This is a genomic window from Snodgrassella alvi wkB2, assembly GCF_000600005.1.
In the GTDB taxonomy this organism is placed as follows: domain Bacteria; phylum Pseudomonadota; class Gammaproteobacteria; order Burkholderiales; family Neisseriaceae; genus Snodgrassella; species Snodgrassella alvi.
Map to the genome: position 1 here is coordinate 1,483,972 of NZ_CP007446.1, position 25,128 is coordinate 1,509,099.

The window sequence follows — 25,128 nt, forward strand, 5'->3', positions numbered from 1 at the left end:
AATATTTAATCGGTATTATTTAGACAATTGAATTATATTTATACGTTCTGACATTATATTGATTTTATATTCAGATATTTCTAATTTAATAAAAATATTTTACCTAAATATTTTAAAGTAAATTTTCTTATATTTATATATAGTAACAGTAGAAAATTTAAAAATAAAATTCATAAACATATAAACTAACCTATCTTTTTATGGTTATCAATACACAATTAAACATGAACCTGAAACAATATCAAAGTAAATAAAAATACAACAGTTTTAAACAGATACAGAAAAAATATAAACCAAAATATATAATTATAAACTAATAAACTTTAATATATAAATATTATAGTTTATTATCTACCACGACAAATTAGCAAATTTTTAACATTTATGTTTAAAAATATATTATTTAAATTGAAAAATATTTACTGACTATAAATAATTTTAATATTTATTTTCAAAAACTATAAGGAGCTAGAAATGATTAAAACTGTTAAAAAAATACAAACCGGGAGCGACTGGACAAAAGATCGCTATGTTTTCCAGCCAGGTCATGGACAGAGTATCATACAAGATAAAGGTAATGAATATGATATATCTCAATATAATGATCTTATTTTTTCGCAGGCTAAAGCAGCTAATGCTATTTTTACCCGCTCCGGTAATGATCTGGTAATCAAAGCATATGGTGCAACAGATGCTGTTATCCTGCCGGATTATTTTAATACTGATAATGCTGATAGCCGTGCTTTCAATTTTATCTTTGCCGATAAAGTTTTATATCGCAATGATATCGCAGCGATGACATTCACACTGGATGGCACTAATGGCGATGATGTCCTGCATGGGTGGGATAGTAACGATATTATTAATGGCGGAGCTGGTAATGATATTCTGTATGGCGGGAACGGCGACGATACTCTTAACGGTGGTACCGGTAACGACAAACTATATGGCGGCAATGGTAACGATATTCTTAATGGCGGCGATGGCGACGACTATATCGTTGGCGAACATGGTGATAATGTACTTATAGGCGGCAACGGTAACGATATTCTGCTTGGTAGTGATGATGGCTATGATATACTGATTGGCGGGACTGGTAATGATGTTCTGGCTGGTGGTGAAGGTAAAGACCTCTATATCTTTCAGACAGGCCACGGTAATGACATTATCTACGATAAAAGCTTGTCCTCTGATAGTAATAGTTATAATGATGTTAAGTTTGAAAAAGCCTTTGCTGCAGATGCCAGATTCAGCCGTTCTGGAAACGATTTAGTCATACAGGCTTATGGCAATAATGATTCAGTTACTCTTAGCGATTTCTTTATTACTCATAACTCATATACACGTTCATTTAATTTTATCTTTGAAGATAAAACATTAACTGCAGTCGATATTGCAAAAATGACATTTATCATAAATGGTACTGACGGTGATGATGAACTGCAGGGATGGGACAGCAACGATATTATTAATGGCGGACTGGGTAATGACAGGCTGTACGGCGGATATGGAAATGATATTCTTAACGGCGGCGATGGAAATGACTTTCTTAGCGGTGATAATGGTAATGACTATTTAGATGGCGGAGACGGTGACGATTATATCGATGGCGGCGATGGAAATGACATTCTTATCGGAGGTAATGGTAACGATACGCTGATTGGCAATGCCGGATATGACATTCTTAACGGTGGTGCAGGTAATGATATTCTGAATGGCGGTGATTGGGCAAAAGATCGTTATATTTTTCAGTCAGGACACGGTCAGGACATTATTAATGATAAAGGTTATGAAGACAGAAATCATGAAAAGTACAATGATGTTGTATTTGAAAATGCGTTCTTCAAAGATGCCATTTTTAGCCGTTCAGGAAATAATTTAATTATCAGAGCTTATGGTAATCAGGATTCGGTTACTCTCACAGACTTTTTTAAACCAGATAGTACAGACACACGCGCTTTTAACTTTATCTTTGCGGATATCACTCTTCCGGCGGAAGCAATTGCCCAGATGACATTAGTTCTGAATGGTACCGATGGTAATGATGTACTACATGGCTGGGATAGTAACGATATTATTAATGGCGGGCTGGGTGATGATATTCTGTATGGCGGCAACGGCGACGATATACTCAACGGCGAAGCCGGCAATGACAAGCTATACGGCGGCAATGGTAACGATATCCTGCTGGGAGGAGACGGCTACGATGTTATGATTGGTGGTACTGGTAATGATGTTATGGCTGGCGGTGAAGGAAAAGACCTTTATATCTTTCAGACAGGTCACGGTAATGACATTATCAATGATAAAAGCTTGTCTTCCGATCACAATAACTATAATGATGTTAAATTTGAAAAAGCTTTTGCTGCTGATGCCAGATTCAGCCGTTCAGGAAACAATTTAGTCATACAGGCTTATGGCAATAATGATTCAGTTACTCTTACTGATTTCTTCATCTCCGGTTATGCAAGTACACGAGCATTTAATTTTATCTTTGAAGATAAAACAATAACTGCAAATGATATTGCAAAAATGACATTTGTACTGGAGGGTACTGATAATGATGATGTACTTACCGGCTGGGATAGTAATGATATTATCAATGGTAAAAAAGGGAATGATATTCTTTATGGCGGTAAGGGCAATGATTACATTTATGGAGGACAGGGTAACGATACCCTTTATGGTGAAGAAGGTAATGATTCACTTTTTGGAGAAGAAGGTTACGATATACTGAATGGCGGTGCCGGCGATGATTATCTTTTCGGCGGTAACTTTGAAAGAGATTTATATGTTTTCAACGCTAATCATGGCAGAGATGTTGTTGAAGATATAGCAATAAACCGACAACAAGGCGATATTCTTGCCTTTAAAGACTATAACAGCAGAGAATTATGGTTTAGTCAAAACGGAAATGATTTAATTATCAGTCATATCGGTACTTCTGATCAGGTTATAGTAAAAAGCTGGTTTGTTTCTGAATATAACCGTCAATATAGTATAACCACTGCTGATGGTAAGGAAATTTATGCTTCACAAGTTGAACAGTTAGTAAATGCCATGTCGAGTTTTACTGCGAGTACTCATGATATTGCCACTACAGATAATCAAAAAATGCAATTTAATCAGCAGGCAATTATTTCTTCATATTGGGGGAATTAAATTATAAATAGTTATTTATTTATAATATCTGCTTCTCAAGGAATCCATTTTATGGATTCCTTTTTCATTATTAGTTGATATCTGATTTAATATTTTTCATGAAATATTAAAGTATTTATTTAAATAAATAAAATGTTATACAAAAACAGGCTTTGTAATCATACAAAGCCTGTTTTAAAAGTCTTAAGAATATCTCACAGTTATTTCACTGTTTCGAATTCATTTCTTTACACATGCATCCCTGTTAAACGGGCAGTATCCTGAGCAATCATCAGCTCTTCATTAGTCGGAATAACCAAAACTGCTGCTTTACTGTCTTTTGTGCTAATCACACCCGGTGTACCAAAGCAGGCTTCCATATTGGCATCATGATCCAGAATCATGCCAAATACATTCAGATAATTAACTACTTTTTCGCGCATTGTAGTTGAGTTTTCACCAATACCACCAGTAAATACCAATGCATCCAGACTGCCGCAGGCAACCATCATACCGCCCACATATTTAGCCAGACGATAGGCAAATACATCCAGAGCCAGCTCGGCACCTTTGTGTCCGTTAGCAGCAGCTTCTTCCAGCATACGGCAATCGTTGGAAAGATTGGATAAACCCAGCATACCGCTTTCTTTGTTCAGCATTTCGGTAATTTCATCAATGCTCATTTTGGCATTCGCAGCCAGGAAAGAGAAAATACTCGGATCGATATCGCCGCAACGGGTACCCATAACCAGACCTTCCAGCGGAGTCAGTCCCATGCTGGTATCCTGTGAACGACCGTTTTTAACAGCGGTAATAGAGGCGCCATTACCCAGATGAGCAATCACCATGCTCATTTCATTAATATCACGGCGCAAAAATGCTGCGGTTTCCTGAGCAACATAACGGTAGCTGGTACCATGCGCACCATAACGGCGTACACCGTAACGGGTATACAGTGTTGATGGAATAGCATAATGATAAGCATGCGGAGGCATAGTCTGATGGAATGCTGTATCAAATACTGCTACCTGCGGCAGCTCGGGAAACGCCTGCTGTGCTGCCTGAATGCCCAGAATATGAGCAGGATTATGCAATGGAGCCAGTACAATACAGGCCTCAATATCACGCATTACTTCAGGAGTAATCACTGTAGACTGAGTAAATCGTTCGCCGCCATGTACGACACGATGGCCGATGGCTTTAACACGGTCATATAAGCCCAGATCTTTTAACTGTTCCAGCAAAGCCATTACAGCTGCAACGTGATCATGATTGCCGGTTAAGGCGTGTTTATGTTTTTCACCATTGATTTTAAAGGTGATGAAAGCATCAGTATTACCTACTTTTTCAGCCAGACAGCTCATTAAAACTTCTTTTTCGGCTAAATCCATTACTGCGGCTTTTACTGAAGAACTGCCACAGTTAAGTACCAATACTAAATCCTGCTCACTCATGTTGTTGTCCTGTTATATCGTGATTATTAAATTCAAAATGAATAATTGATTTTATTCAGCGGGCAAACAGCGTGCGTGCACCTGTAAAACGCTGGCTAAAATAAGGCTGGTCCAGTCTGGCAGTGCGGATAACACCGTTGCTGGAAGGCGCATGAATAAATTCACCGTTGCCAATATACAGCCCCATATGTGAATAAGCCTGCCCCGAAGTGTTGAAAAACACCAAATCCCCAACCTGCAAATCTTTTGTGCGGATCGGGGCGGAAACAGCTGCTATATCACGTGCGGTACGAGGCAGATTTACCTGCAATGCCTGCTGGTAAACATATTGCACCATACCACTGCAATCAAATCCGCTACCCCGGCTACTGCCGCCATAACGGTAGGGTGTACCTATCAGACTCATGCTATGCAACAGCAATTCCTGACTCCCTGCCTGATGACTGACTTTAGTAATTCGAATAGGAGCCAGACGGGGTTGAGTACCAGACTGAACTATTTTTCGACTACTGCTTCTGCAGGCAGAAAGAAATAAAACAAGCGCACCTAAAACAGCACGCCGCTGTGCATTACATGTAACCATTAGTTATTTACCCTGTTGTGATTACCTGAATCATGCTTACTGAGTGAATATAACATGAGTTGGTAATAATTGCTCTAAGCATTAAGGCTTAAATGACAATCATTACATTAACTAACCTTGTCGTACAAATCATACAAATTTTACCATTTTGAGAAAGCCATATCGCTCTGAGAAGTTTTAATCTCTTGACAGTGTCCTTGTGCAAGAATAGAGTAGAAGCACTAATTGATAAAAGCCAGCTGAATTAAAATGCTTTCCAACGTTTTTTACTGTAATTACAGGCTTTTATTCGAAGCAATACTTTAAAGCATCGCTTACTAAACAAAATACAGGAAGCAATATGCAGGAATTTGCACCACTAGTTATTCGCAATCATCATCTCATTCCGATTGTTCAGGGCGGTATGGGCGTAGGTGTTTCCGCCTCAAGTCTGGCCAGTGCAGTAGCACGAGAAAATGGAGTAGGAACGATTGCCAGCGTGGATTTACGTCATTTGCATCCCGATTTACTTGAGCAGTCCAAAGAAAATCCTACACAGGAAAAATACGATACCTTAAACAGGATTGCACTTGATCGTGAAATCAAATCCGCACTTGCCCAGTCTGAAGGACGCGGAATGATCGCCGTTAATGTAATGAAAGCGGTTAAAGACCATCATGCTATGGTACAGCAGGCTTGTGAATCCGGTGCACATGCAATTGTAATGGGAGCCGGTCTGCCGCTGGACTTGCCGGATATGACTGAAAATTTTCCTGATGTTGCTTTGCTGCCTATTTTGTCGGAATCACGCGGTATTGGTATTGTGCTTAAACGCTGGATGAAAAAGAACCGTCTGCCTGATGCAATTGTAATCGAACATCCCGCCCATGCTGCCGGGCATCTTGGTGCAGCTACTGTTGCCGGTGTTAATGATGAACGTTTTGAATTTAAACGGGTACTGACTGAAACATTCGAATTATTTAAAAAACTTGATCTGGAACGGGAAAAAATTCCTTTGATCATTGCTGGCGGGATGGCTAATTTTCAGAAAATCACTGTAGCCTTACAAGAATGGGGTGCAGCTGCTGTACAAATCGGTACAGCATTTGCTGTAACTCAGGAAGGTGATGCTCATATCAATTTCAAAAAAACTCTCGCCGGTGCCGAAGGCGAACAAATTGTAGAATTCATGTCGGTAGCCGGCTTGCCGGCACGCGGCGTTAAAACTAAATTTCTGGATAGCTATCTGAAACGTGAAAGCGTATTACAGGCTAATGCCAAAGCAGACCCGCGGCGCTGTACGCAGGGGATTAACTGTTTGTCTGTATGCGGTTTACGTGATGGTCTGGAAAAAGTCGGACAATTCTGTATTGATCTGAAACTTGCTGCAGCCTGGCGCGGAGAAACTGACAAAGGTTTATTTTTCCGTGGTAAAGATCCGCTGCCATTCGGTTCAGCTATGCGCACTGTTAAAGAAACCATTGAATATTTACTGACCGGCGAAATTCAGGCTGTCCAGAAATCTGCCTGAAATTGCTGAACAATTTCATAAGCCACATGCATGCATGTGGCTTTTTATTTGTCTGTAACCGGTATTTTCCGGAGCTAAAAATGAATATTTACTGCCGCAGTAATTTGAATGGTGGTAGTATCAAAGCATTTACAATAATTTGTATTTACGATTATGAATCCGAAACTGGAATTGTTACAGCCCTATCCTTTTGCCAGATTACGTAAATTAATGGATGGTCTGGAACCACCGGCTGATCTCCAGCCTATATCATTACATATTGGTGAACCCAAACACCCTACCCCGTCGGTTTTAACTGATGCACTGATTCAGCATCTGGACAGACTTGCAGCCTATCCGGTTACTGCCGGCATTCCTGAGCTTCGTCAGGCTTGTGCTCAATGGCTTATGCGCCGCTACTCAGGAGTAAAAATTAATCCTGATACTGAAGTATTACCCGTGTTGGGCAGCAGAGAAGCATTATTTGCATTTACTCAAACCATCATTGATAACAATACTGAATATCAGCCTGTAGTTGTCAGCCCGAACCCCTTTTATCAGATATATGAAGGTTCAGCTTTGCTGGCTGGCGCGCGGGTAGAATATGTCAATTGCCGCGCTCCACATTTTATGCCGCAATGGCAGGAAATCGATCAGAATACATGGCCAAAAGTACAATTGGTTTTCGTTTGTTCTCCGGGCAACCCCAGTGGCGCAGTAATGAATCTGGACGAATGGAAAAAACTATTTGATTTACAGGACAAATACGGATTTGTGATTGCGTCAGATGAGTGCTATTCAGAAATTTACTTTGATGATGATAATAAGCCTCTGGGTGCATTACAGGCGGCTAGTCAATTAGGCCGGACATTCGACCGTCTGATTATGTTTACCAGCCTGTCAAAACGTTCTAATGCACCCGGTCTGCGTTCCGGTTTTGTAGCAGGTGACAGTAAACTTCTGGCTGATTTTTTGCTCTACCGCACCTATCATGGCAGTGCCATGAGTCTGCCCACACAATACGCCAGTATTGCAGCATGGAATGATGAAGAACACGTCATTGCCAATCGTAATCTGTATCGGGAAAAATTTGATAAAGTAATTCCGATATTACAGCAAAAATTTGCTCTGCATAAACCTGATGCTTCATTCTATCTGTGGCTGAATGTTCCCGATTGTGATGATTTAGCCTTTACACAGAAATTATGGCAAAAAGCAGCGATTCGTGTATTACCGGGACGTTATCTTGCCCGTAATACACCATACGGTAACTCCGGAGCAGGCTTTGTGCGAATCGCACTGGTATCCAGTGTCGAAGAATGTGTTGAAGCCGCCAATCGTATGGTCAAACTGGCTTTTTAGAATTGGTTTCAAACAGATACTGGAATTAAAATAAAACCAGAATTGCCAGTTTCAATTTTAAAAGCAATTCTGGTTTTTAATAGTATGGCATAAACAGCTATTGTTTATTCTACGTTCTGTACCTGCTCGCGCATTTGTTCAATCAGTACTTTAAGCCCAACTGATGCCTGTGTACATTCAATGGCTATTGCTTTACTGCCAAGCGTATTGGCCTCGCGATTTAGTTCCTGCATCAGAAAATCCAGACGTTTACCCACGCTGCCGCGATGTTCTTCTATCAGACGTCGTGCTTCAGCTATGTGCGTATTTAAACGATTCAGTTCTTCATCTACATCAGCTTTTTGCATAAACAATGCGAATTCCTGTTTTAGGCGCTCTGCATCTACCTGAGCCACTGCTTCGCGCAAACGGGCTTCAGCCTTATTCATATAGTCCTGCAATAATTGCGGGAATAACTGCTGCATAGCTGCCACGATATCTGTCATATCATTCAGACGATCCAGCAAATGCTGCTGCAGTTTTTCACCCTCACGAGCCCGCGCTGCTTTAAATTCGGTGAGGACTTGTCCCAATAAAGTCAGTACACCGTTATGTAATATTTCCTCGTCTTCCGTTGGCGCCACAAGAACACCGTGGAAATGCAAAATATCTGCAACAGTTAATTTACCTAAATCTTTATACTTGCGACGCAACTGTTGATTAAATGATGCCAGTTGTTCTACCAGTTTGTGATTAACCGGTAAATCATCAGTACTTTCGCTGGGCAGAGTTTGAATCTGAATACGGCATTCCAGTTTACCCCGTGTCACCTGAGAACTGATTAATTCACGCATCTTACCTTCAAACGGACGTAATTCTTCTGCAATTTTAAACTGGATATCCAGATAACGATGGTTAACTGCTCTGAGCTCAACATTGATTTGGCGATTTCCACATTGTTCTGAAGCATTTGCATAGCCAGTCATACTGTATAACATATATATTTTCCTTAAACCGTTTATTCCTGCCGGGTTATATTCAAACTGGCAATTAAATCAAGTATAACGAAAACGGCTTAATCCATAAAAGGTTTAATTGATATGAATCGCAACACACTGGTTATATAATTCTGCATTCATCTCCCGACAAAGTCTCTAAGTATGAAAAACACACCAATATCCAATCGTTCCGGACGTGCTGACGATGAGCCGCGTCATCTTAGTATCGTGCCTGATTTCCTCGCACAGGCAGACGGTTCTGTATTGATTTGCTGCGGTAATACTAAAGTAATTTGCACAGCAACTATTGATGAAAATGTACCCGGCTTTTTAAAAGATCAGGGTCGTGGCTGGGTAACAGCAGAATATGGCATGCTGCCCGCCTCTGCCAATGGCCGTATGCGCCGCGAAGCAGTAGCTGGAAAGCAATCGGGAAGAACTCAGGAAATTCAGCGCCTGATTGGCCGTTCCTTAAGGGCAGTCGTAGATTTAGAAAAACTGGGCAGCCGCCAGATACTGATTGACTGTGATGTTATACAGGCCGACGGAGGCACACGCACCGCCAGCATCAGCGGCGCTTATGTTGCTCTTGCTCTGGCAGTCAGAAAATTACTGGAAACAGGCTTAATCAGTGAAAATCCGATTCGTGAAGCTGTAGCTGCTATCTCTGTTGGCATGATTGACGGTAACCTCCTGCTCGATTTGGATTATCCTGAAGATTCATCCTGTGATGCGGATATTAATGTAGTGATGACCGCCTCACAGCAGCTGGTTGAAATTCAGGGTACAGCCGAAGGAGCTACTTTCAGTATCGGTCAGTTAAATGATTTAATCACCCTGGCACAAAAAGGAATTAAACAAATTCTTGCTGCTCAGCAACAAACACTGGCTGAAAATTAATTCACAAAAATACAATCACCTATTTTCCGAATTTAAACACTATTTAAAACAAGCTGCCTGAACCTGACAAAATACTAACTCAGCAGCTTGTTTTTGCATGATAAAAATGCTAAAAAGAATGTCCGACAGGATATTTAAGCAGGCAGGGTTAACACAACCTGTCCTTTTTTGACATTATAACAACCCGGAAAGCAAGCAGTATTATGGCGTTAATCGTACAGAAATACGGCGGTACATCAGTAGGAACAGTTGAACGTATAAAAAATGTAGCTCGTCGTGTAGCACAAGCCAGAGCCAATGGTGATGATGTAGTAGTGGTTGTATCCGCTATGAGCGGAGAAACCAACCGTTTGGTTGCACTGGCACATGAAATTCAGGAAAAGCCCAATCCGCGTGAACTGGACGTTGTTTTATCAACAGGTGAACAGGTCACTATCGGTCTGCTTGCCATGGCTTTGCACAGTATTGGCGTAGACGCAAAGAGCTATACTGGCTGGCAGGTAGCCGTTAAAACCGATTGTGCTCATACCAAAGCACGCATTGATGCGATCGATGAGATACGCATCCGCACAGATCTCAATGCCGGCAAAGTTGTTATCATAGCCGGTTTTCAGGGTGTTAATGCCAACAATGATATTACCACTCTGGGTCGCGGCGGTTCGGATACCTCAGCAGTAGCACTGGCAGCAGCACTGAAAGCAGACGAATGCCAGATCTATACTGATGTGGATGGCGTATACACCACCGACCCGCGTGTCGTACCGGAAGCGCGCCGTCTCAATACCATTTCATTTGAAGAAATGCTGGAACTGGCCAGTCTGGGCAGTAAAGTATTACAAATCCGCTCAGTAGAGTTTGCCGGTAAATATAAAGTGCGGCTGCGCGTATTAAGCAGTCTGGAAAACAGCGGTAATGGCACATTAATCACATTTGAAGAGGATCAGAATATGATGGAACATGCGGCAGTATCCGGTATTGCTTTTGATAAAAATCAGGCACGAATTAATGTGCGCGGGGTACCGGATACGCCGGGAATGGCTTCACTGATACTGGGAGCTGTCGCCGATGCCAATATTGAAGTGGATATGATTATTCAGAATGTCGGCTCAGCAGGAACCACAGACTTTTCCTTTACCGTACCACGCAGTGATTATCAGAATACGCTGGATATTCTTCATGAAGTGCAGAAAACAATAGGAGCGCGTGAAGTCTGCGGCGATGATACCGTATGTAAAGTATCAATAGTCGGTATGGGCATGCGTTCACATGTTGGCATTGCTTCTACCATGTTCCGTACTCTGGCTAAAGAAAATATCAATATCCAGATGATTTCTACTTCTGAAATCAAAGTGTCCGTGTTAATTGATGAAAAATATCTGGAGCTGGCCACCCGTGTACTGCACCAAGTGTTTGAGCTTGATAAAGAACCAGTAAAAAAAGGCTGAAAACTTCTTTTTAATTCATGTAAAAATTAACACAGGCCGGCTAAGTCACATCTGCCGGCCTTTAATTATTGTACAATTGCAGGTATTTGCATAAATTAGTGCTATATCCATGTCTCATACACCAAAACGCGAATACGAAAACAATAAACTGATTAAAAGACTTCGTCATCAGGTTGGCGCTGCTATTAATGATTTTCAGATGATTGAAGACGGCGACAAAATCATGGTTTGCCTTTCCGGTGGTAAAGACAGCTATGCATTATTGGACATCCTGCTCAGATTACAAAAATCTGCACCAGTACAATTTGAAATTCTTGCAGTTAATCTCGACCAGAAACAACCTGGTTTTCCTGCACATATACTGCCGGATTATCTGCAAAGTCTTGGCGTTCCGTTTCAAATTATTGAAGAAGACACTTATAGCGTAGTCAAACGGGTAATAGATGAAGGCAAAACTACCTGTGGCCTGTGCAGCCGTTTGCGACGCGGTATTTTATACCGGGTAGCCAAAGAAAATAACTGTACCAAAATTGCTTTAGGTCACCATCGCGATGATATTCTGGAAACCCTGTTTCTGAACATGTTTTACGGAGGCAAACTTAAAGCCATGCCGCCCAAACTGCTGTCAGATAACGGTGAACATATCATCATCAGACCCTTAGCCTATGTTAAAGAAAAAGATCTGATCCGGTATGCGCAAATGCTGGAATTTCCAATTATTCCATGCAACCTGTGTGGCTCACAGCCCAATCTGCAACGGCAGGTTATCAAAGATATGCTCCAGCAATGGGACAAACAGTTTCCCGGGCGCATTGAATCCATGTTTTCGGCCATGCAAAACATCGTACCCTCGCATCTGGCTGATTATCATTTATTCAATTTTGCCGGCTTGCAACGTGGACAACAACTGCCACATGGCGGCGATATTGCCTTTGACCGTGAACATTTTTCTCCAATTACAACACCAGCACAGACCGGTGATATTAATCAGCCTGCCGGTGCAGGCAAAACTGTTATTAACATTTTAGATTCTCGATAGTAAGTCCCCTTATGAAACAACCAAGAAAAAAATTAACTCCTGCAAAAGCTATGGTTGCCGCTATCAGTGGCTATGCCATGGATGGTTTTGACCTGCTGATACTCGGTTTTATGCTCAGCGCCATCAGTGCTGATCTCGGACTGAATCCTTCTCAGGCAGGTTCACTGGTAACATGGACATTAATCGGTTCTGTTGTCGGCGGTATCGTTTTCGGACATTTAAGTGATCGCTTCGGCCGGATACGCATGTTATCGCTAACCATTCTCATGTTTGCCGTTTTTACTGGTCTGTGTGCGGTTGCACAAGGTTATTACGATCTGCTTATTTACCGGGCTCTGGCAGGTATGGGGCTGGGCGGAGAGTTCGGTATCGGTATGGCTATGATTGCAGAAGTATGGCCTGCATCAAAACGTAATCGCGCATCAGCCTTCGTCGGTATCGGCTGGCAGCTGGGCGTACTGGCGGCTACCTTTATTACACCATTTCTGCTTCAGCATATCGGCTGGCGCGGCATGTTTGTCGTAGGATTATTTCCGGCTATCGTATCCTACTTTATTCGTCATGATACCAATGAACCGGAACAATTTACCCGCGAACATAAAGCAAATGGTGAGTTGTCATTTTCTGCGCGTCTTAAATTACTGGTTAAAGACCGTCAGACAGCTAAAACCAGTCTGGGCATATTTATCCTTTGCGCCGTACAAAATTTCGGTTATTACGGTTTAATGATCTGGATGCCCAGTTATCTTGCCAAAAAACTCGGATTCAGCCTGACAGATTCCGGCAACTGGACTGCGGTCACCGTTATTGGCATGATTATCGGTATCTGGCTGTTTGGTTTTCTGGCCGACCATTTTGCCCGCTGGAAAATCTTTCTGATTTACCAGATTGGTTCTTTTATCATGGTGGCACAATATGCACAGTTGCAGGACCCCACTGCATTACTGATATGCGGTGCCATTATGGGCTTATTTGTCAATGGCATGATTGGCGGCTATGGAGCACTGATTTCTGATAACTTCCCCCCGCATGTGCGTGCAACTGCTCAGAATGTATTATTTAATCTGGGCCGTGGCATTGGCGGATTAGGGCCACTGGTTATCGGTTTTCTGGTCAAAGAATGGTCATTTTATGTTGCCTTATGTTTGCTGGCATCTATTTACCTTCTGGACATCATTGCCACTTTATGGCTGCTTCCCAAACACAATAATACCCCGTCCAATGATGACAATCTTGGCGTTATAGGCTGATTTATCATTCTTTCAGTGCAGATATACATCTCTGCACTGATTTTTTTACCATTAGGCCATGAGTAGAAATTATGACAACATTCACTAAAGTAATTTTATATACCGGAAGTGATGGTTTTGCCCGCTTCAAAGAAGAAAAAATTGAATTAAACGAAGGTAATGAAAAAAGCCAGTTATCACCTTGGTTTAATGCAGAAGGGTTACAATTACGTTACAGTCCGGTGGGTTTTAAAAGTGATTTTCACTGCACTAGTAAACCACAATGGCTGATAGTATTACAAGGAGTGATGGAAATCGAACTGCGCGATGGTAGTATCCGCCGCTTTAGTGCCGGAGAACATTTTTATTCTGCCGATACTTTACCTGAAGGCATTACCTTCGACTCAAATATTCATGGACACTGCAGTCGTCTAATTGGCGATGTTCCTCTGATTACGGCTTTTATTCGCGATTAATCCAAGGTAATCAATATATACAAAGGAAAATAAATAATGTCTCAATCTATGCTGTTTACACTTCCGGATACCGAAGGCAATAACTTTAATATTGCAGAACATTTACCAGCTGTGGTTTATTTCTATCCGAAAGACAGCACACCAGGCTGTACAACCGAAGCACAGGAATTCAGTGCTTTACTGCCCCAATTCAAACAACTGGGTTACCATGTAATTGGTATTTCCCGTGATAGTATGAAAAGCCATCATAATTTTATCTGCAAATATGAACTCAACGTTACCCTGCTTTCAGACAGTGAAGAAACAGTATGCAGACAATTTGATGTACTTAAAGAGAAAAACATGTATGGTAAAAAGGTATTCGGTATTGAAAGAAGTACCTTTATCCTGAATCAGGACGGGCAAATTACACAGGAATGGCGTAAAGTTAAAGCGGCCGGTCACGCCCAAATTGTTTTAAATACACTGCAACAGCATGCCTAGTTACTCATATCAAGCGCCCTGCTGCTCATTAAAACTGGAATTCAGTCCTGAGCAAAAATTAAAGGCTATCCATTGGCAAACACCCTTTTCCGAAGCCTTACCTAACCTGACTGGATTCTGGGCAAAGCAGCTTGACTCCTATTTTAATGGCAGCCTGCAAAAATTTAACTATCCTCCTTCCACTGACGGCACTGCATTTCAGCAAAAAGTTTGGCAGGTTATTGCCGATATCCCCTATGGTCAGATTGCCACTTACGGAGATATCGCGCGTGTGCTAAACAGTTCACCCAGAGCCGTAGGTCAGGCCTGTGGTAAAAACCCGTTACCAATTATTATTCCTTGTCATCGGGTTGTATCAGCCAGTGGTCTGGGAGGGTTCAGCCTCAGTACTAATGCTTTTGAACTAAATATAAAGCGTTGGCTGCTTAAACACGAAGGAGCAACATGGTAAATGATACTTTACCGGCAGAACTACTTGAACCAATCGAGTCATTGCTCGAACATCTTTGGCTTAGTGAACAGCTGGCATTCAATACACTGGAAAGTTACCGGCGGGATTTGAATAAAATTGCTCGTCGCATACAAGCCGAACATCTGAACTGGCTGAATGTAGACCCTTTGTCACTTGCATCTGCTGTATTTATTCCCAGTGAAAAACCATCTTCACAGGCACGGGCATTATCAGCCTGTAAACGTCTGTTCAGTTGGATGCATGAATATAACCGCCGTCAGGATATACCAACCGAACAGCTGCAAATGCCTAAAAAAGGGCAATACTTGCCGGATATTATTTCCGAAACACAGATAGATGCTCTATTAGCAGCCCCTGATACCAAAACCTTTCTGGGTCTGCGTGATAAAGCCTTACTGGAACTTATGTACGCTACTGGATTGAGAGTTAGCGAAGCTGTTAACTTACGAATCAATGAAATCGATTTACAAAACGGCCTGTTAAGTACCATCGGAAAAGGAAATAAACAGCGTATGGTTCCATTAGGGGAAGAAGCAACCGACTGGCTGGAAAATTACTTTACGGATGCCCGCCCTGCTTTACTTAAAGGACGTGCCTGTGATGCAGTATTTGTCAGTCAGAAAAAAACAGCCATCACTCGGCAGCTGGCCTGGATGATTGTGACCAAATATGCTAATGCAGCCGGCATCCATCATCTTAGCCCGCATGGTTTGCGTCATGCTTTTGCTACGCATCTTGTTAATCATGGTGCAGATTTACGTGTAGTGCAATTGCTTCTGGGACACGCTGATATCGGCACAACACAAATTTACACACATGTTGCCAATGAACGCCTAAAACAGATTGTGCATCAGCATCATCCGCGTGGATAAAAAATTTTTGTTTATTCTGCTTTGTATAGAGTAAGAGATTATAAATCCAGAAATTTTGTTTTTATTTATTGAAGAAGTAATAAAAAACTGTTCACAACTTGATATAAACTGCGCAAATACATAACACTTTATAAGCTTAATCAAATTAAATGACAAAGCTATTTAATTTTAAAATAAAAATATTAACCACTTAGAAAAAAGATAAACCAAGTGAAATAATAAATTAACTAATATTTATACTTAATTTAAACGATTCGAAATCATTTAAAATTTTAACTAGTTTATTTAATATTAAACTTGGATTTTCAAGTATAAAATAAATATTATTCTAAATAATTTTTATCTTTTAGCTTTTTATCTGAGTTCAACTGATCAAGAACCACGGCTATCGCCAACAAAGCAAAGAATAAAATTCCTAAAGATATAGATATTTTTAGAAAAATTTCAGCAGGAAAAATGTCCCACCATAATTCCAGCATCAATAAGACACACCAGAATATGAAAATATAAAGGCATCCTAATCCGGCTTTTTTAACCAATATCTCTCTCCATTACTAATAAATAAGCTTCTCTTCTCCACAATAAAAATAGACGACGCATATCTTTTTCCATTGTTACTACACGCCATCCTTCTTTAGCATTTCGATTTAGAAAGTTGGAAAATTTTACAGGATCTGCATTTGCCGCGCCCAGAAACATAGAAGCCAGAGCACCTTCCTGATAAATAACAACTTTATATTCTTTCATAAAAACTCCAAAATTTAAACCAATTTTATAAAAATTTTATGAATTATAAATTATTTTTCTCAATAAAACAATTAATAATTTACCCTTTTTATCATATATTTAATATATTTTTGCAATTACTTTTTAAAATGATTTTAACAGATGTTCAGCTTAAAATTTTGAAATAGGCTATGTATATCATCTAAAACAATGATTAAAAGATTATAAATCTTATAAAACAAAGGTAATGTATATTATTCATATAGTCTAATCTGAATAATATAAGCGATAATGTTCTCTTTATAATATCTGATTAGAATTGTAATTTGTTAATTTTTTTCTGGTCATTTTGTTACAATTAAAATACAATTATTAACAATATGATTTGTTTATTGAACTAAGGGCTCTTATGAGATTGAAATTTACAAAAATAATATTAATGCTGGCTGTTGCCGGTATGGTTTCGGCATGTGGTAATAAAACTGAAAAATCCCCTGACAAAATGGTGCGCACTGGTATTCAGCGCATTATGACAGAAGACAATCAGTTTAATTTTAGTGGTTCTTATCAGACAGAATTTATTATTCAGAATAATGAAAATAAAAGTTCTTCAGAAATAACCGAACCAATAATTGCATCAGAAGTTTCTGCATCAGAAGAATATGATGATGATGATACTTCAGAATTAACAGAGTATCACCGCAAACAAATGGATTTGTATAACAAATCTATAGGGAAATTTTTAGGACAATTCGGTAAATCTTTTTCCGTACCTTTCACTGGTGCTGTAGATATGAAAAAAGGGGTGATGGAAGTGATTCCTGAAGTCCGTTATGAAGATAAAAACGTACTGATTTCTTTTAAATTTCCTACCTATTTAGATTTTAATAATTTGTCCTTATATCTCGATGGTTCTGCAATTACACATTTGTCAGACACTATGCCTAACAATAAAATGGTAATTGGTGACAAATATATGCAATTCGCTGTACCGCAGGATAAAGCACAACACATACCTGTAGCAGATTTATTAAAAAGCTTACCTAAATCTGTAGATGACGGTTATGCATCAATTGATCCGAGCGCATTCAAAAAAGTAAATGTCGACGAATTTGGAAAAACACTGGAAGCAAAATATCAGGTTAATCTGAATACAGACTATGCTTCAAGCCTTAAATATAATACTGTACTTCTACAAAGTCTTTCTAAGGCTCTAAAAGAGACAGCAGCCAAAGCTGATAAGAATAATAAATATAAACCAGAAGATTACGCTTTACTGGGGAATATAATTGACGCTTTAGCTTCAATTTATTCCGATAGTGATAATGCTCTTGCAGATACTCCTATGGGTGCTTATTTGGAGAAGCTCAAAAATAAATCTAATCTAATGGTAAATAATTTCTACTTTGATTCAAAAGGTCGCATTATTGGTGTACGCTTTAAGACTGACCTTCCAATGGCAATAACAGGTATGGAAGAGCCAAAAGGAACAATCAGAATAGATTATAAATTTCGGATGGATTACACCGGAAGCCCTAAATTCACCATGCAGCCTACACCACAAAACTCAATCAATATGGGATCTCGTCTTGGTTGGTACTGATTAATTTTCTTATCTGATTTATAGATTTTTTAGCCAGTATGTTTTACATACTGGCTTTTTCCATTAATAAGTTATTTATTACATGTTATTTCAAAACATAAATCCAGACAGAATTAATCCCAACAGATATATTCTGGCTGATTTTTTATAATTATTGTTATAACAACTATTTTATTCATTTGATATATACCAAACTGTCTGCAAATACAGATACCATTAATTTTACTATCTATATATTTGCAATTAAAATACAATAATTAATAATTTGATTTGTTAATTTGATTTTAAAGGGACTCATGTTTTATGCGGTTAAATTTTAAAAAATTAATATTAACAATGGCTGTAGCCGGGATAGTTTCAGCATGCAGCCACATAAATGACAATTCGCCGGATAAAATGGTGCGGACTGGTGTCCAGCAAATGATTTTAAAAGATAACCGCTTGAACTTCAGTGGTTCTTTTCAAGGAGAATATCATATTAATCCTAATACAAACAATGAAGATGAAATTTCTTCTGATACATCTGAAATAAACAAAACTAATGAAACACATAACAATCTTCTAAATACTGCATCAAAATCACTACCTCAAACAGAAGCAGATGATGATGATGATGATGATGAATCAAAACCAAAAAATTCTTTGGCACCTTTTTTTGAGCAATTCAGTCAATCCTTTTCAGTACCCTTTACTGGCGCTATAGATATCCGAAAAGGGCAAATGGAAATAATTCCGGAAGTTCGTTATGAAAACAAAAATGTACTGGTTTCTTTTAAATTTCCTACCTATATAGACTTCAAAAATCTATCTCTATACACAGATGTTTCCGCTATTACACATTTGCTAGATAAAATACCTCATACTAGAATGGTAATTGGTGACAAATATTTACAATTAGCTGTACTAAAATCTCAAATAAAAAATATGCCTTTATCCGATCTGTTAAAAAGCTTACCAAAATCAATTGATGATGGTTATGCAGCAATTGATCGCGATGCATTCAAAAAAGTAAACGTTGATGAGTATGGAAAAACACTGAAAGCAAAGTATCAGGTTAATCTGAATGTAGACTACGCTCTAATGCAGAAAATTGATAATACAATGCTTGAAAGCCTTTCAAAGGCTTTAAAAGAGGCTGCAGACAAAGCTGATCAGAATAGTAAATATAAACCTGAGGATTATGCTGCATTACAAAATATAATTGACGAATTCACTTCTACTTTTAATTCTTATTTTTTTGATGAACATGATTCTGATGACAGCGGCGTTTTTAAAAATCCCTATTTTGGAGTTATAAAGCAATTCAAAAATAATCAAAACCCCATACAATATAATTATTATTTTGATTTGAAAGGAAGAATTATAGGCATCCGTGAACAGCTAGCATTTCCTAAGGAGGTGGAAAGTATAGATGGAACAGTAAAAATAGATACCAAAATCCACCTAAAATACACAACAAACCCTAAATTTACTATGCAGCCACCTACGCCGCAGAATTCAATTAATATAATGTCTCGACCTGAGCTCAATTAATTAAAATTCAATTTATCAGTTTCAAGTATTTTTAGCCAGTATACTAAAACATACTGGCTATTTTATATTGATAATTTTTTCTGAATGTTATGTCAAAATATGGATAAAGACTGAATTAATCACGCAGGGTATACTTTAACTGATTTTTCTATTGTTATTCATAATAAACTACTCTACACGTTTAATATATAACAAACCAACTGCAAATACTTATGCCTAAATGGCTCAGTACACATTTTGGCAAATATAAATTCGTCTATTTACAAACAAAATATAAACAAAGAATCTGGGTAATTTAATTCAAACACAATTTTTATTCGATAATAATTCAATCTGTAGCTTATTAGTTTCAAAGTATAGCCAAATTAAAAACTAATATGCTGATATATGAATAGTAAAAAGGACATATACTTACTTAAATCTGCCCTTTTTACTATATTCGGTGATTAAAAGTTATATTGGCTGATTTTCGCTATTTGTTTCAGCTGCCACCTCTTTTAATGGTTCATCACTCAAAGTGATGACTACGCCTTGCTCTCCCAAATCAAGCTGGATATAGGCACTATTCTGACCTTGCTGCTTTTCCAGCAATAATTGTCTGGCCAGTTCGGGGACAATTTGCTGCTGCAACATCTGTTCAAAATAGCGTACGCCCAAATCATGACCGGCTGTTGTTTGCGCCAGCGCCACTACCAGTGTATTACTATACTCACAGGTAACAGCAAACTGAGCTGCAATTTTAGCTGCAATGCGGTCTAGTTGCTGACGGATAATAATCTGCATATCGTCAGCAGATAACGGACGAAAAGCCAGTACATTCATACGCCCGAGCAAAGCAGGAGCAAGAACTTCCCGGATGGGCTGATCGACCAGTTCCAGTCGGGTTGGTAAATCGGCATCAGGAGCATTTTGTAAAGCTTCGCTGCCCAGATTGGATGTCATCAACAGAATGGTGTTTTTGAAGTTGATGATGCGCCCTTCTCCGTCTCGCATAACACCCTGGTCAAATACCTGATAGAAAATATTAAGCACATCCGGATGGGCTTTTTCTATTTCATCTAGCAGTACTACTGAATAAGGACGCTTACGTACTGCTTCAGTAAGGACTCCGCCTTTGCCATAGCCCACATATCCCGGAGGCGCACCTTTAAGCTGAGCTACTGTATGTGATTCCTGATATTCAGACATATTGATGGTAATCATTGTGTCTTCACTACCAAAAAGTGATCTGGCCAGTGCTTTGGCTGTTCTGGTTTTACCAACGCCGGATGTACCTGTTAACAGGAATACTCCAAGCGGCTTGTTGGGTTCGCCAAGTCCGGCTTTCTGGGTACGAATATGATTAACAATACTACTAACGCTGTCTTCCTGACCAATTACCTCACTGTTAAGCTGTTCAGATAAGGTCATCAGACGCTCAATTTCATCATCCAGCATGCGACCGGCAGGAATGCCTGTCCATTCACTAATTACACTGGCAATGACTTGCTGATCCACATCCAGGCTAATGTTTTGCTGCAATTGCTGAAAAGACTGATTATGTGTATGCAGATTGCTTTTATGCTCATCTTTTGTACGCGCATCCAGTACTGCCTGAGCAGCTTCCTGTTCCTGAACAAATTTTTGTTTTTCTTCTTCTATTTCCTGATCTAATTGCTGTAGCTGCTGCCGGCACTGCTCCAATCTTTCGTTATCTATCTGGTGTCCGAGAAGAATATCCTGTTGCAGACGGTCGATTTCTTCTTGAAGTGCGCTGTGCAGGGAGATTCTTTTAATCAGATTCAGTGGTAATGTTTGCATACCAAGTCTGACTTTAGCTGCAGCGGTATCCAGTAAATCGATGGCTTTATCAGGAAGCTGACGATCCGGTAAATACCGGCGTGACAATGTAACAGCGGCTTTAATCGCATCATCTTTAATATGCACCTGATGATGTTCTGCATAGAGTTTAGCAATACCGCGCAGCATCTGACAGGCTTTTTCATCATCCGGTTCATCTACTTTTACTGGCTGAAAACGGCGCTCAAGAGCAGCATCGGTTTCAAAATATTGTTTGTATTCAGACCAGGTGGTTGCTGCGATAGTGCGCAACTGACCACGGGCAAGTGCAGGTTTGAGTAAGTTGGCTGCATCAGACCCTCCGGCCTGATTACCGGCACCAATAATGGTATGAGCTTCATCTATAAACAGGATGGTTGGTTCAGAAGCATGCTGAATGGCTTCGATTACCGTTTTCAGACGCTGCTCAAATTCACCTTTCAAGCCGGAACCAGCCTGTAACAGTCCCATATCAAGAGCAAGAATATGGGTATTTTTCAGATGGCTGCCCACTTCGTCATTGGCGATTTTCAATGCCAGCCCTTCAACAAGTGCTGTTTTACCTACTCCCGGTTCGCCAACCAATATTGGATTATTTTTACGCCGTCTGCTCAAAATATCTTCTATCTGGCTGATTTCTTCATCCCGCCCGAAAATTGCATCAATATATCCGTCTCTGGCTCTTTGAGTAAGATCGATGGTAAAGCGCGACAAGGCTTCCTGTTCTGCCGGCGATTGTTTATCCTGTAAGTTACTGGTATTGAGTATATTCTGTGTGGCTGGTGTTTCAGCAGGTTCTGCTGTTTTACTATCGGCATCTATTCTCTTGGTGAAGATCGCATCATTTTCTGTGTTTGCTTCAACTGAGTATTTATCCAGCCATCGTCCTGCTTCAGCCAGTTGTCCTGCTCTGAATATCAGTAACTGCCATAAATCTGTAAGTGTAAAGATGCTAGGAATTTTCTGGATAGCTTCAAGCAAATGCAATGAGCGGACTTCTTCTTGTCCGTGTTCAATAGATGCCAGCATCCATGCCTGTTCTATCCATTTAAGTAATGCGCGTGAAAGCTCAGGTTTCTGAGGTACTCGCTGCCAGGGCAGTTTATCCAGTCCGGCCAGCAAGTCATCCCACAAACGGTTGACGTTGATTTCGTTCTGGCGCAATAAGAGATTCAGGTCATTATTATCTGTTTCAAGTAATTTGACGAGAAAATGTTCAGGCAATATTTCATGATGGCCACGGCTTAAACAGAAGTTAGCAGCCTCATTCAGTGCCCGTGCACAATTTTCATTGAGTTTTCTTAATAATTGCATTGAATCTTTCATTACGGCTCCGGCTAAATACATAAAAAGGCGCACAGATGCGTGCGCCTTGAGTTAATTAAAATTAACGGTTCTCAACCCAGCTGTCGGAATGAACAATATTGCCATCCTTGTAAGCCCAGGTGATTTTTTCGTAACGCAATTCCACTTCTTCAAGATGGTTATAGCGTTCTTTACTGGTTTCTTTAATGTTGTGCATTTTAGGACGCACAGCCACTACTTTCACATTTTCTAGCAGGGTGTTGAAATATTCTTTCTCCTGACCTGCATCGTCAATGCGATACCATTTAAATTCCAGGGATTTAAGGTTCTGACCATTAGTTACTGCTTTGTAAAGATATGGTGAAGAAGCATCATATTCTTTTACAAAGGAAATAGGTTTGTGTACACGAGTACCTGTCAGTTTACCGGTATTGCCGTCAGTAGGAATATAAACTTCGTGATCGAATGCCAATACTTCTACTGAGCCTTCACGATTCTGTACAGTTACAGAGCCTTTAACCTCTGAACCACCGTCATCCTTGATCCATAAATAAGCAGGAATTGCCATATGAATATCCTTTAATTAGTTAATAAATATTACATTAGTCGGTATGATTCATATCAACCAAGGTAATTTCGACACGACGATTTTTACTACGCCCTTGCGGGTCGTCGTTGGTTGCTATGGGTTTGCTATCCCCATATCCCTGTACAGTAAAATGGTCTTCCGGAAAGGTGGATGCACTCACTAGCCAGTCACGTACAGCTTCAGCTCTGTGAAATGACAGAGTTTTGTTGCTGGCAGCATTTCCGGTGTTATCGGTATGACCATCTATTAGTACTCTTTTATTCGGGTTCGCCTGTACCCAGGTTAATACCCCTTGTAAAACCAGTTTGGCATCCGCTTTAAGCTGACTCTGACCTACGTCAAACAATGCTGTGGTATCTAAACGGATAATTTGTTTTTTCTGCTTCTCCATCTGGAAAGAATTTATGTCTTTATTGATAACTGCTAATAATTCGGTAGCATGATATAAACCGAATCCCATTCTTCTGGGTTCACCGAATGTCTTATAGTCCTGTAATGTCTGCTGAATGATTTTTAAATTTTTAATACTGTCCAGACGTTCATTTTCAAGGTGCTGAGGTATCGCTATATATTGCTGATGAGCAGCAATAACTTCCTGCAGCCATTTTTTATTTTGAACAAACGAATACCCAGTACCAATGAGAATGAACAGCAGGAAACAGTCAATTGCGTAACACAGATATTTTGCACCTTTACTTAAATAGTGCTGGCGTACAAAGCTATTCTCAATAACCGGAAAATTTTTCAGACCGTTAACTATAAAAGTATGAACCGGACTAACAAATCCTGTTTTTTCAATTTCAAATTTACGCCAGTCTGCTTGCTGATTAGTATTGAAACTGTTTAACCAGACACATGACATCATATACAGAGAATGACGATATGATTTTTCCGGCAACAAATTTTTAATCACATATTTACTGAGCCATTGCTGATTCAGATAAAGTGTGGATGTGGTTCTATAATCCAGATGTTCCGGCTGTTGGGCATTCAAAGCTGCTCTGCTATCCAGCTGTTTTTGTAAACAGGAAAAATACTCTTGCACATCAGTACGCTCCCTGCAAAGCTGATTACTATTGTTTTCAGGCCAGTAATCAAGATTTTCATTAAGTAGATCGGTATGGATACCCAATGTCAGCGGCAGGCGGCGTTTGTATGAAGCCTGAATGGTTTCGATTTCCTGCCGCCATTGTGAAATACGCTGCTCCAGTGCTGCCACATGAGGATATTTATCTGGATTAAGTATCAAAAATATACCGTTAGCAATTTTATTCTGTTCATCCAGATTCTGATAAATACTGATTAACTGCGCACAGTCTTCGACCCTGATCCACATTGAATCACGCAACAGTCTCCAGCGTTCAGAAGATTCTATCCAATCAGATATATCATCGCCTGCTACGAGAATGATGCGCTGGGATTTAGGTATATTGTACAGACTTACTGCACTTTGCTTGCGAAACCAGAATTGATTCTGATACCACAGAAATCCGCATGCCAGTACTATGAGTATACTGAGGCATATTTTGATTACCCAGTATATATCCCAAATTTGCCAGATAAAATATAGCGACAGGCAAACAATCCAGACAAGCAGTAATGTGTAATAAATGCGTTTACTCATTTGGTACC

Annotated in this window: 21 protein-coding genes; 13 read left to right on the top strand and 8 right to left on the bottom strand. The window is 39.8% G+C overall.

The window, feature by feature from the left end:
- The first annotated feature begins 474 nt into the window (after nt 1-474).
- Entirely contained in the window at nt 475-3,162 is a 2,688-nt protein-coding gene (locus SALWKB2_RS06810) for a calcium-binding protein (RefSeq protein ID WP_025330926.1), read from the top strand.
- 227 nt (nt 3,163-3,389) lie between these two features.
- On the opposite strand, the gene SALWKB2_RS06815 is transcribed toward SALWKB2_RS06810, so the two are convergent.
- Both SALWKB2_RS06815 and SALWKB2_RS06820 read right to left on the bottom strand, forming a co-directional pair.
- Nucleotides 3,390-4,595, bottom strand: coding sequence for an acetate kinase (locus tag SALWKB2_RS06815; RefSeq protein WP_025330927.1), 1,206 nt, complete (start codon nt 4,593-4,595; stop codon nt 3,390-3,392).
- 55 nt (nt 4,596-4,650) lie between these two features.
- Nucleotides 4,651-5,178 carry a C40 family peptidase gene (locus tag SALWKB2_RS06820; protein WP_025330928.1) on the bottom strand — a complete coding sequence of 176 codons (528 nt, stop codon included), beginning with the start codon at nt 5,176-5,178 and terminating at the stop codon, nt 4,651-4,653.
- Nucleotides 5,179-5,518: 340 nt separating this feature from the next.
- Here SALWKB2_RS06820 and SALWKB2_RS06825 point away from each other — a divergent pair, with 340 nt between their 5' ends.
- Nucleotides 5,519-6,688, top strand: a complete 1,170-nt coding sequence (locus SALWKB2_RS06825) for an NAD(P)H-dependent flavin oxidoreductase (protein ID WP_025330929.1) — start codon at nt 5,519-5,521, stop codon at nt 6,686-6,688.
- Between the two features lie 153 nt (nt 6,689-6,841).
- Complete coding sequence (gene dapC / locus SALWKB2_RS06830; RefSeq protein WP_025330930.1) at nt 6,842-8,029, top strand: succinyldiaminopimelate transaminase; 1,188 nt, start codon at nt 6,842-6,844, stop codon at nt 8,027-8,029.
- A gap of 104 nt (nt 8,030-8,133) precedes the next feature.
- On the opposite strand, the gene SALWKB2_RS06835 is transcribed toward dapC, so the two are convergent.
- Nucleotides 8,134-9,006, bottom strand: a complete 873-nt coding sequence (locus tag SALWKB2_RS06835; protein WP_025330931.1) for a YicC/YloC family endoribonuclease — start codon at nt 9,004-9,006, stop codon at nt 8,134-8,136.
- Between the two features lie 162 nt (nt 9,007-9,168).
- Here SALWKB2_RS06835 and rph point away from each other — a divergent pair, with 162 nt between their 5' ends.
- The 8 genes from rph to xerD all read left to right on the top strand — a co-directional run bounded on the left by rph (nt 9,169) and on the right by xerD (nt 15,922).
- Nucleotides 9,169-9,906 (top strand): ribonuclease PH, encoded by a 738-nt coding sequence (rph, locus tag SALWKB2_RS06840; protein ID WP_038648908.1) that lies wholly within the window; start codon nt 9,169-9,171, stop codon nt 9,904-9,906.
- Nucleotides 9,907-10,109: 203 nt separating this feature from the next.
- Nucleotides 10,110-11,351, top strand: a complete 1,242-nt coding sequence (locus SALWKB2_RS06845; RefSeq protein WP_025330933.1) for an aspartate kinase — start codon at nt 10,110-10,112, stop codon at nt 11,349-11,351.
- A 109-nt stretch (nt 11,352-11,460) separates the two neighbouring features.
- A complete protein-coding gene (gene ttcA, locus SALWKB2_RS06850) occupies nt 11,461-12,390 on the top strand; it encodes a tRNA 2-thiocytidine(32) synthetase TtcA (RefSeq protein ID WP_025330934.1) in 930 nt (309 codons plus the stop codon).
- 11 nt (nt 12,391-12,401) lie between these two features.
- A complete protein-coding gene (locus tag SALWKB2_RS06855) occupies nt 12,402-13,640 on the top strand; it encodes an MFS transporter (protein WP_025330935.1) in 1,239 nt (412 codons plus the stop codon).
- A 71-nt stretch (nt 13,641-13,711) separates the two neighbouring features.
- The gene (locus SALWKB2_RS06860; RefSeq protein WP_025330936.1) at nt 13,712-14,095 is read left to right on the top strand and encodes a cupin domain-containing protein; all 384 of its coding nucleotides are present in this window, start codon (nt 13,712-13,714) and stop codon (nt 14,093-14,095) included.
- A 36-nt stretch (nt 14,096-14,131) separates the two neighbouring features.
- A complete protein-coding gene (locus SALWKB2_RS06865; RefSeq protein ID WP_025330937.1) occupies nt 14,132-14,578 on the top strand; it encodes a peroxiredoxin in 447 nt (148 codons plus the stop codon).
- Nucleotides 14,571-15,029, top strand: coding sequence for a methylated-DNA--[protein]-cysteine S-methyltransferase (locus tag SALWKB2_RS06870; protein WP_025330938.1), 459 nt, complete (start codon nt 14,571-14,573; stop codon nt 15,027-15,029). The genes SALWKB2_RS06865 and SALWKB2_RS06870 overlap by 8 nt, the downstream gene beginning before the upstream one ends.
- A complete protein-coding gene (xerD, locus tag SALWKB2_RS06875) occupies nt 15,023-15,922 on the top strand; it encodes a site-specific tyrosine recombinase XerD (RefSeq protein WP_025330939.1) in 900 nt (299 codons plus the stop codon). The genes SALWKB2_RS06870 and xerD overlap by 7 nt, the downstream gene beginning before the upstream one ends.
- 323 nt (nt 15,923-16,245) lie before the next feature.
- On the opposite strand, the gene SALWKB2_RS06880 is transcribed toward xerD, so the two are convergent.
- Both SALWKB2_RS06880 and SALWKB2_RS06885 read right to left on the bottom strand, forming a co-directional pair.
- Complete coding sequence (locus SALWKB2_RS06880; protein ID WP_025330940.1) at nt 16,246-16,461, bottom strand: hypothetical protein; 216 nt, start codon at nt 16,459-16,461, stop codon at nt 16,246-16,248.
- Nucleotides 16,454-16,669, bottom strand: a complete 216-nt coding sequence (locus SALWKB2_RS06885) for a DUF4177 domain-containing protein (RefSeq protein WP_025330941.1) — start codon at nt 16,667-16,669, stop codon at nt 16,454-16,456. Before SALWKB2_RS06885 ends, SALWKB2_RS06880 begins: the two co-directional genes overlap by 8 nt.
- 388 nt (nt 16,670-17,057) lie before the next feature.
- Here SALWKB2_RS06885 and SALWKB2_RS06890 point away from each other — a divergent pair, with 388 nt between their 5' ends.
- On the top strand, nt 17,058-18,251 hold the full coding sequence (locus tag SALWKB2_RS06890; RefSeq protein WP_038648912.1) for a hypothetical protein: 1,194 nt from the start codon (nt 17,058-17,060) through the stop codon (nt 18,249-18,251).
- 303 nt (nt 18,252-18,554) lie between these two features.
- Complete coding sequence (locus SALWKB2_RS06895) at nt 18,555-19,784, top strand: hypothetical protein (protein WP_025330943.1); 1,230 nt, start codon at nt 18,555-18,557, stop codon at nt 19,782-19,784.
- A gap of 453 nt (nt 19,785-20,237) precedes the next feature.
- On the opposite strand, the gene tssH is transcribed toward SALWKB2_RS06895, so the two are convergent.
- The 3 genes from tssH to SALWKB2_RS11685 form a co-directional block, all read right to left on the bottom strand.
- On the bottom strand, nt 20,238-22,928 hold the full coding sequence (tssH, locus tag SALWKB2_RS06900; RefSeq protein WP_025330944.1) for a type VI secretion system ATPase TssH: 2,691 nt from the start codon (nt 22,926-22,928) through the stop codon (nt 20,238-20,240).
- A 61-nt stretch (nt 22,929-22,989) separates the two neighbouring features.
- Complete coding sequence (locus SALWKB2_RS06905; protein ID WP_025330945.1) at nt 22,990-23,475, bottom strand: Hcp family type VI secretion system effector; 486 nt, start codon at nt 23,473-23,475, stop codon at nt 22,990-22,992.
- Between the two features lie 34 nt (nt 23,476-23,509).
- Nucleotides 23,510-25,120, bottom strand: coding sequence for an OmpA family protein (locus SALWKB2_RS11685; protein WP_025330946.1), 1,611 nt, complete (start codon nt 25,118-25,120; stop codon nt 23,510-23,512).
- Nucleotides 25,121-25,128 lie beyond the last annotated feature (8 nt).

What these genes read in the sequence shown, in the direction of transcription:
- SALWKB2_RS06810 (WP_025330926.1), top strand. Translation starts at nt 475, where the DNA reads ATGATTAAAACTGTTAAAAAAATACAAACCGGGAGCGACTGGACAAAA.
- SALWKB2_RS06815 (WP_025330927.1), bottom strand. Translation starts at nt 4,595, where the DNA reads ATGAGTGAGCAGGATTTAGTATTGGTACTTAACTGTGGCAGTTCTTCA.
- SALWKB2_RS06820 (WP_025330928.1), bottom strand. Translation starts at nt 5,178, where the DNA reads ATGGTTACATGTAATGCACAGCGGCGTGCTGTTTTAGGTGCGCTTGTT.
- SALWKB2_RS06825 (WP_025330929.1), top strand. Translation starts at nt 5,519, where the DNA reads ATGCAGGAATTTGCACCACTAGTTATTCGCAATCATCATCTCATTCCG.
- dapC (WP_025330930.1), top strand. Translation starts at nt 6,842, where the DNA reads ATGAATCCGAAACTGGAATTGTTACAGCCCTATCCTTTTGCCAGATTA.
- SALWKB2_RS06835 (WP_025330931.1), bottom strand. Translation starts at nt 9,006, where the DNA reads ATGTTATACAGTATGACTGGCTATGCAAATGCTTCAGAACAATGTGGA.
- rph (WP_038648908.1), top strand. Translation starts at nt 9,169, where the DNA reads ATGAAAAACACACCAATATCCAATCGTTCCGGACGTGCTGACGATGAG.
- SALWKB2_RS06845 (WP_025330933.1), top strand. Translation starts at nt 10,110, where the DNA reads ATGGCGTTAATCGTACAGAAATACGGCGGTACATCAGTAGGAACAGTT.
- ttcA (WP_025330934.1), top strand. Translation starts at nt 11,461, where the DNA reads ATGTCTCATACACCAAAACGCGAATACGAAAACAATAAACTGATTAAA.
- SALWKB2_RS06855 (WP_025330935.1), top strand. Translation starts at nt 12,402, where the DNA reads ATGAAACAACCAAGAAAAAAATTAACTCCTGCAAAAGCTATGGTTGCC.
- SALWKB2_RS06860 (WP_025330936.1), top strand. Translation starts at nt 13,712, where the DNA reads ATGACAACATTCACTAAAGTAATTTTATATACCGGAAGTGATGGTTTT.
- SALWKB2_RS06865 (WP_025330937.1), top strand. Translation starts at nt 14,132, where the DNA reads ATGTCTCAATCTATGCTGTTTACACTTCCGGATACCGAAGGCAATAAC.
- SALWKB2_RS06870 (WP_025330938.1), top strand. Translation starts at nt 14,571, where the DNA reads ATGCCTAGTTACTCATATCAAGCGCCCTGCTGCTCATTAAAACTGGAA.
- xerD (WP_025330939.1), top strand. Translation starts at nt 15,023, where the DNA reads ATGGTAAATGATACTTTACCGGCAGAACTACTTGAACCAATCGAGTCA.
- SALWKB2_RS06885 (WP_025330941.1), bottom strand. Translation starts at nt 16,669, where the DNA reads ATGAAAGAATATAAAGTTGTTATTTATCAGGAAGGTGCTCTGGCTTCT.
- SALWKB2_RS06890 (WP_038648912.1), top strand. Translation starts at nt 17,058, where the DNA reads ATGAGATTGAAATTTACAAAAATAATATTAATGCTGGCTGTTGCCGGT.
- SALWKB2_RS06895 (WP_025330943.1), top strand. Translation starts at nt 18,555, where the DNA reads ATGCGGTTAAATTTTAAAAAATTAATATTAACAATGGCTGTAGCCGGG.
- tssH (WP_025330944.1), bottom strand. Translation starts at nt 22,928, where the DNA reads ATGAAAGATTCAATGCAATTATTAAGAAAACTCAATGAAAATTGTGCA.
- SALWKB2_RS06905 (WP_025330945.1), bottom strand. Translation starts at nt 23,475, where the DNA reads ATGGCAATTCCTGCTTATTTATGGATCAAGGATGACGGTGGTTCAGAG.
- SALWKB2_RS11685 (WP_025330946.1), bottom strand. Translation starts at nt 25,120, where the DNA reads ATGAGTAAACGCATTTATTACACATTACTGCTTGTCTGGATTGTTTGC.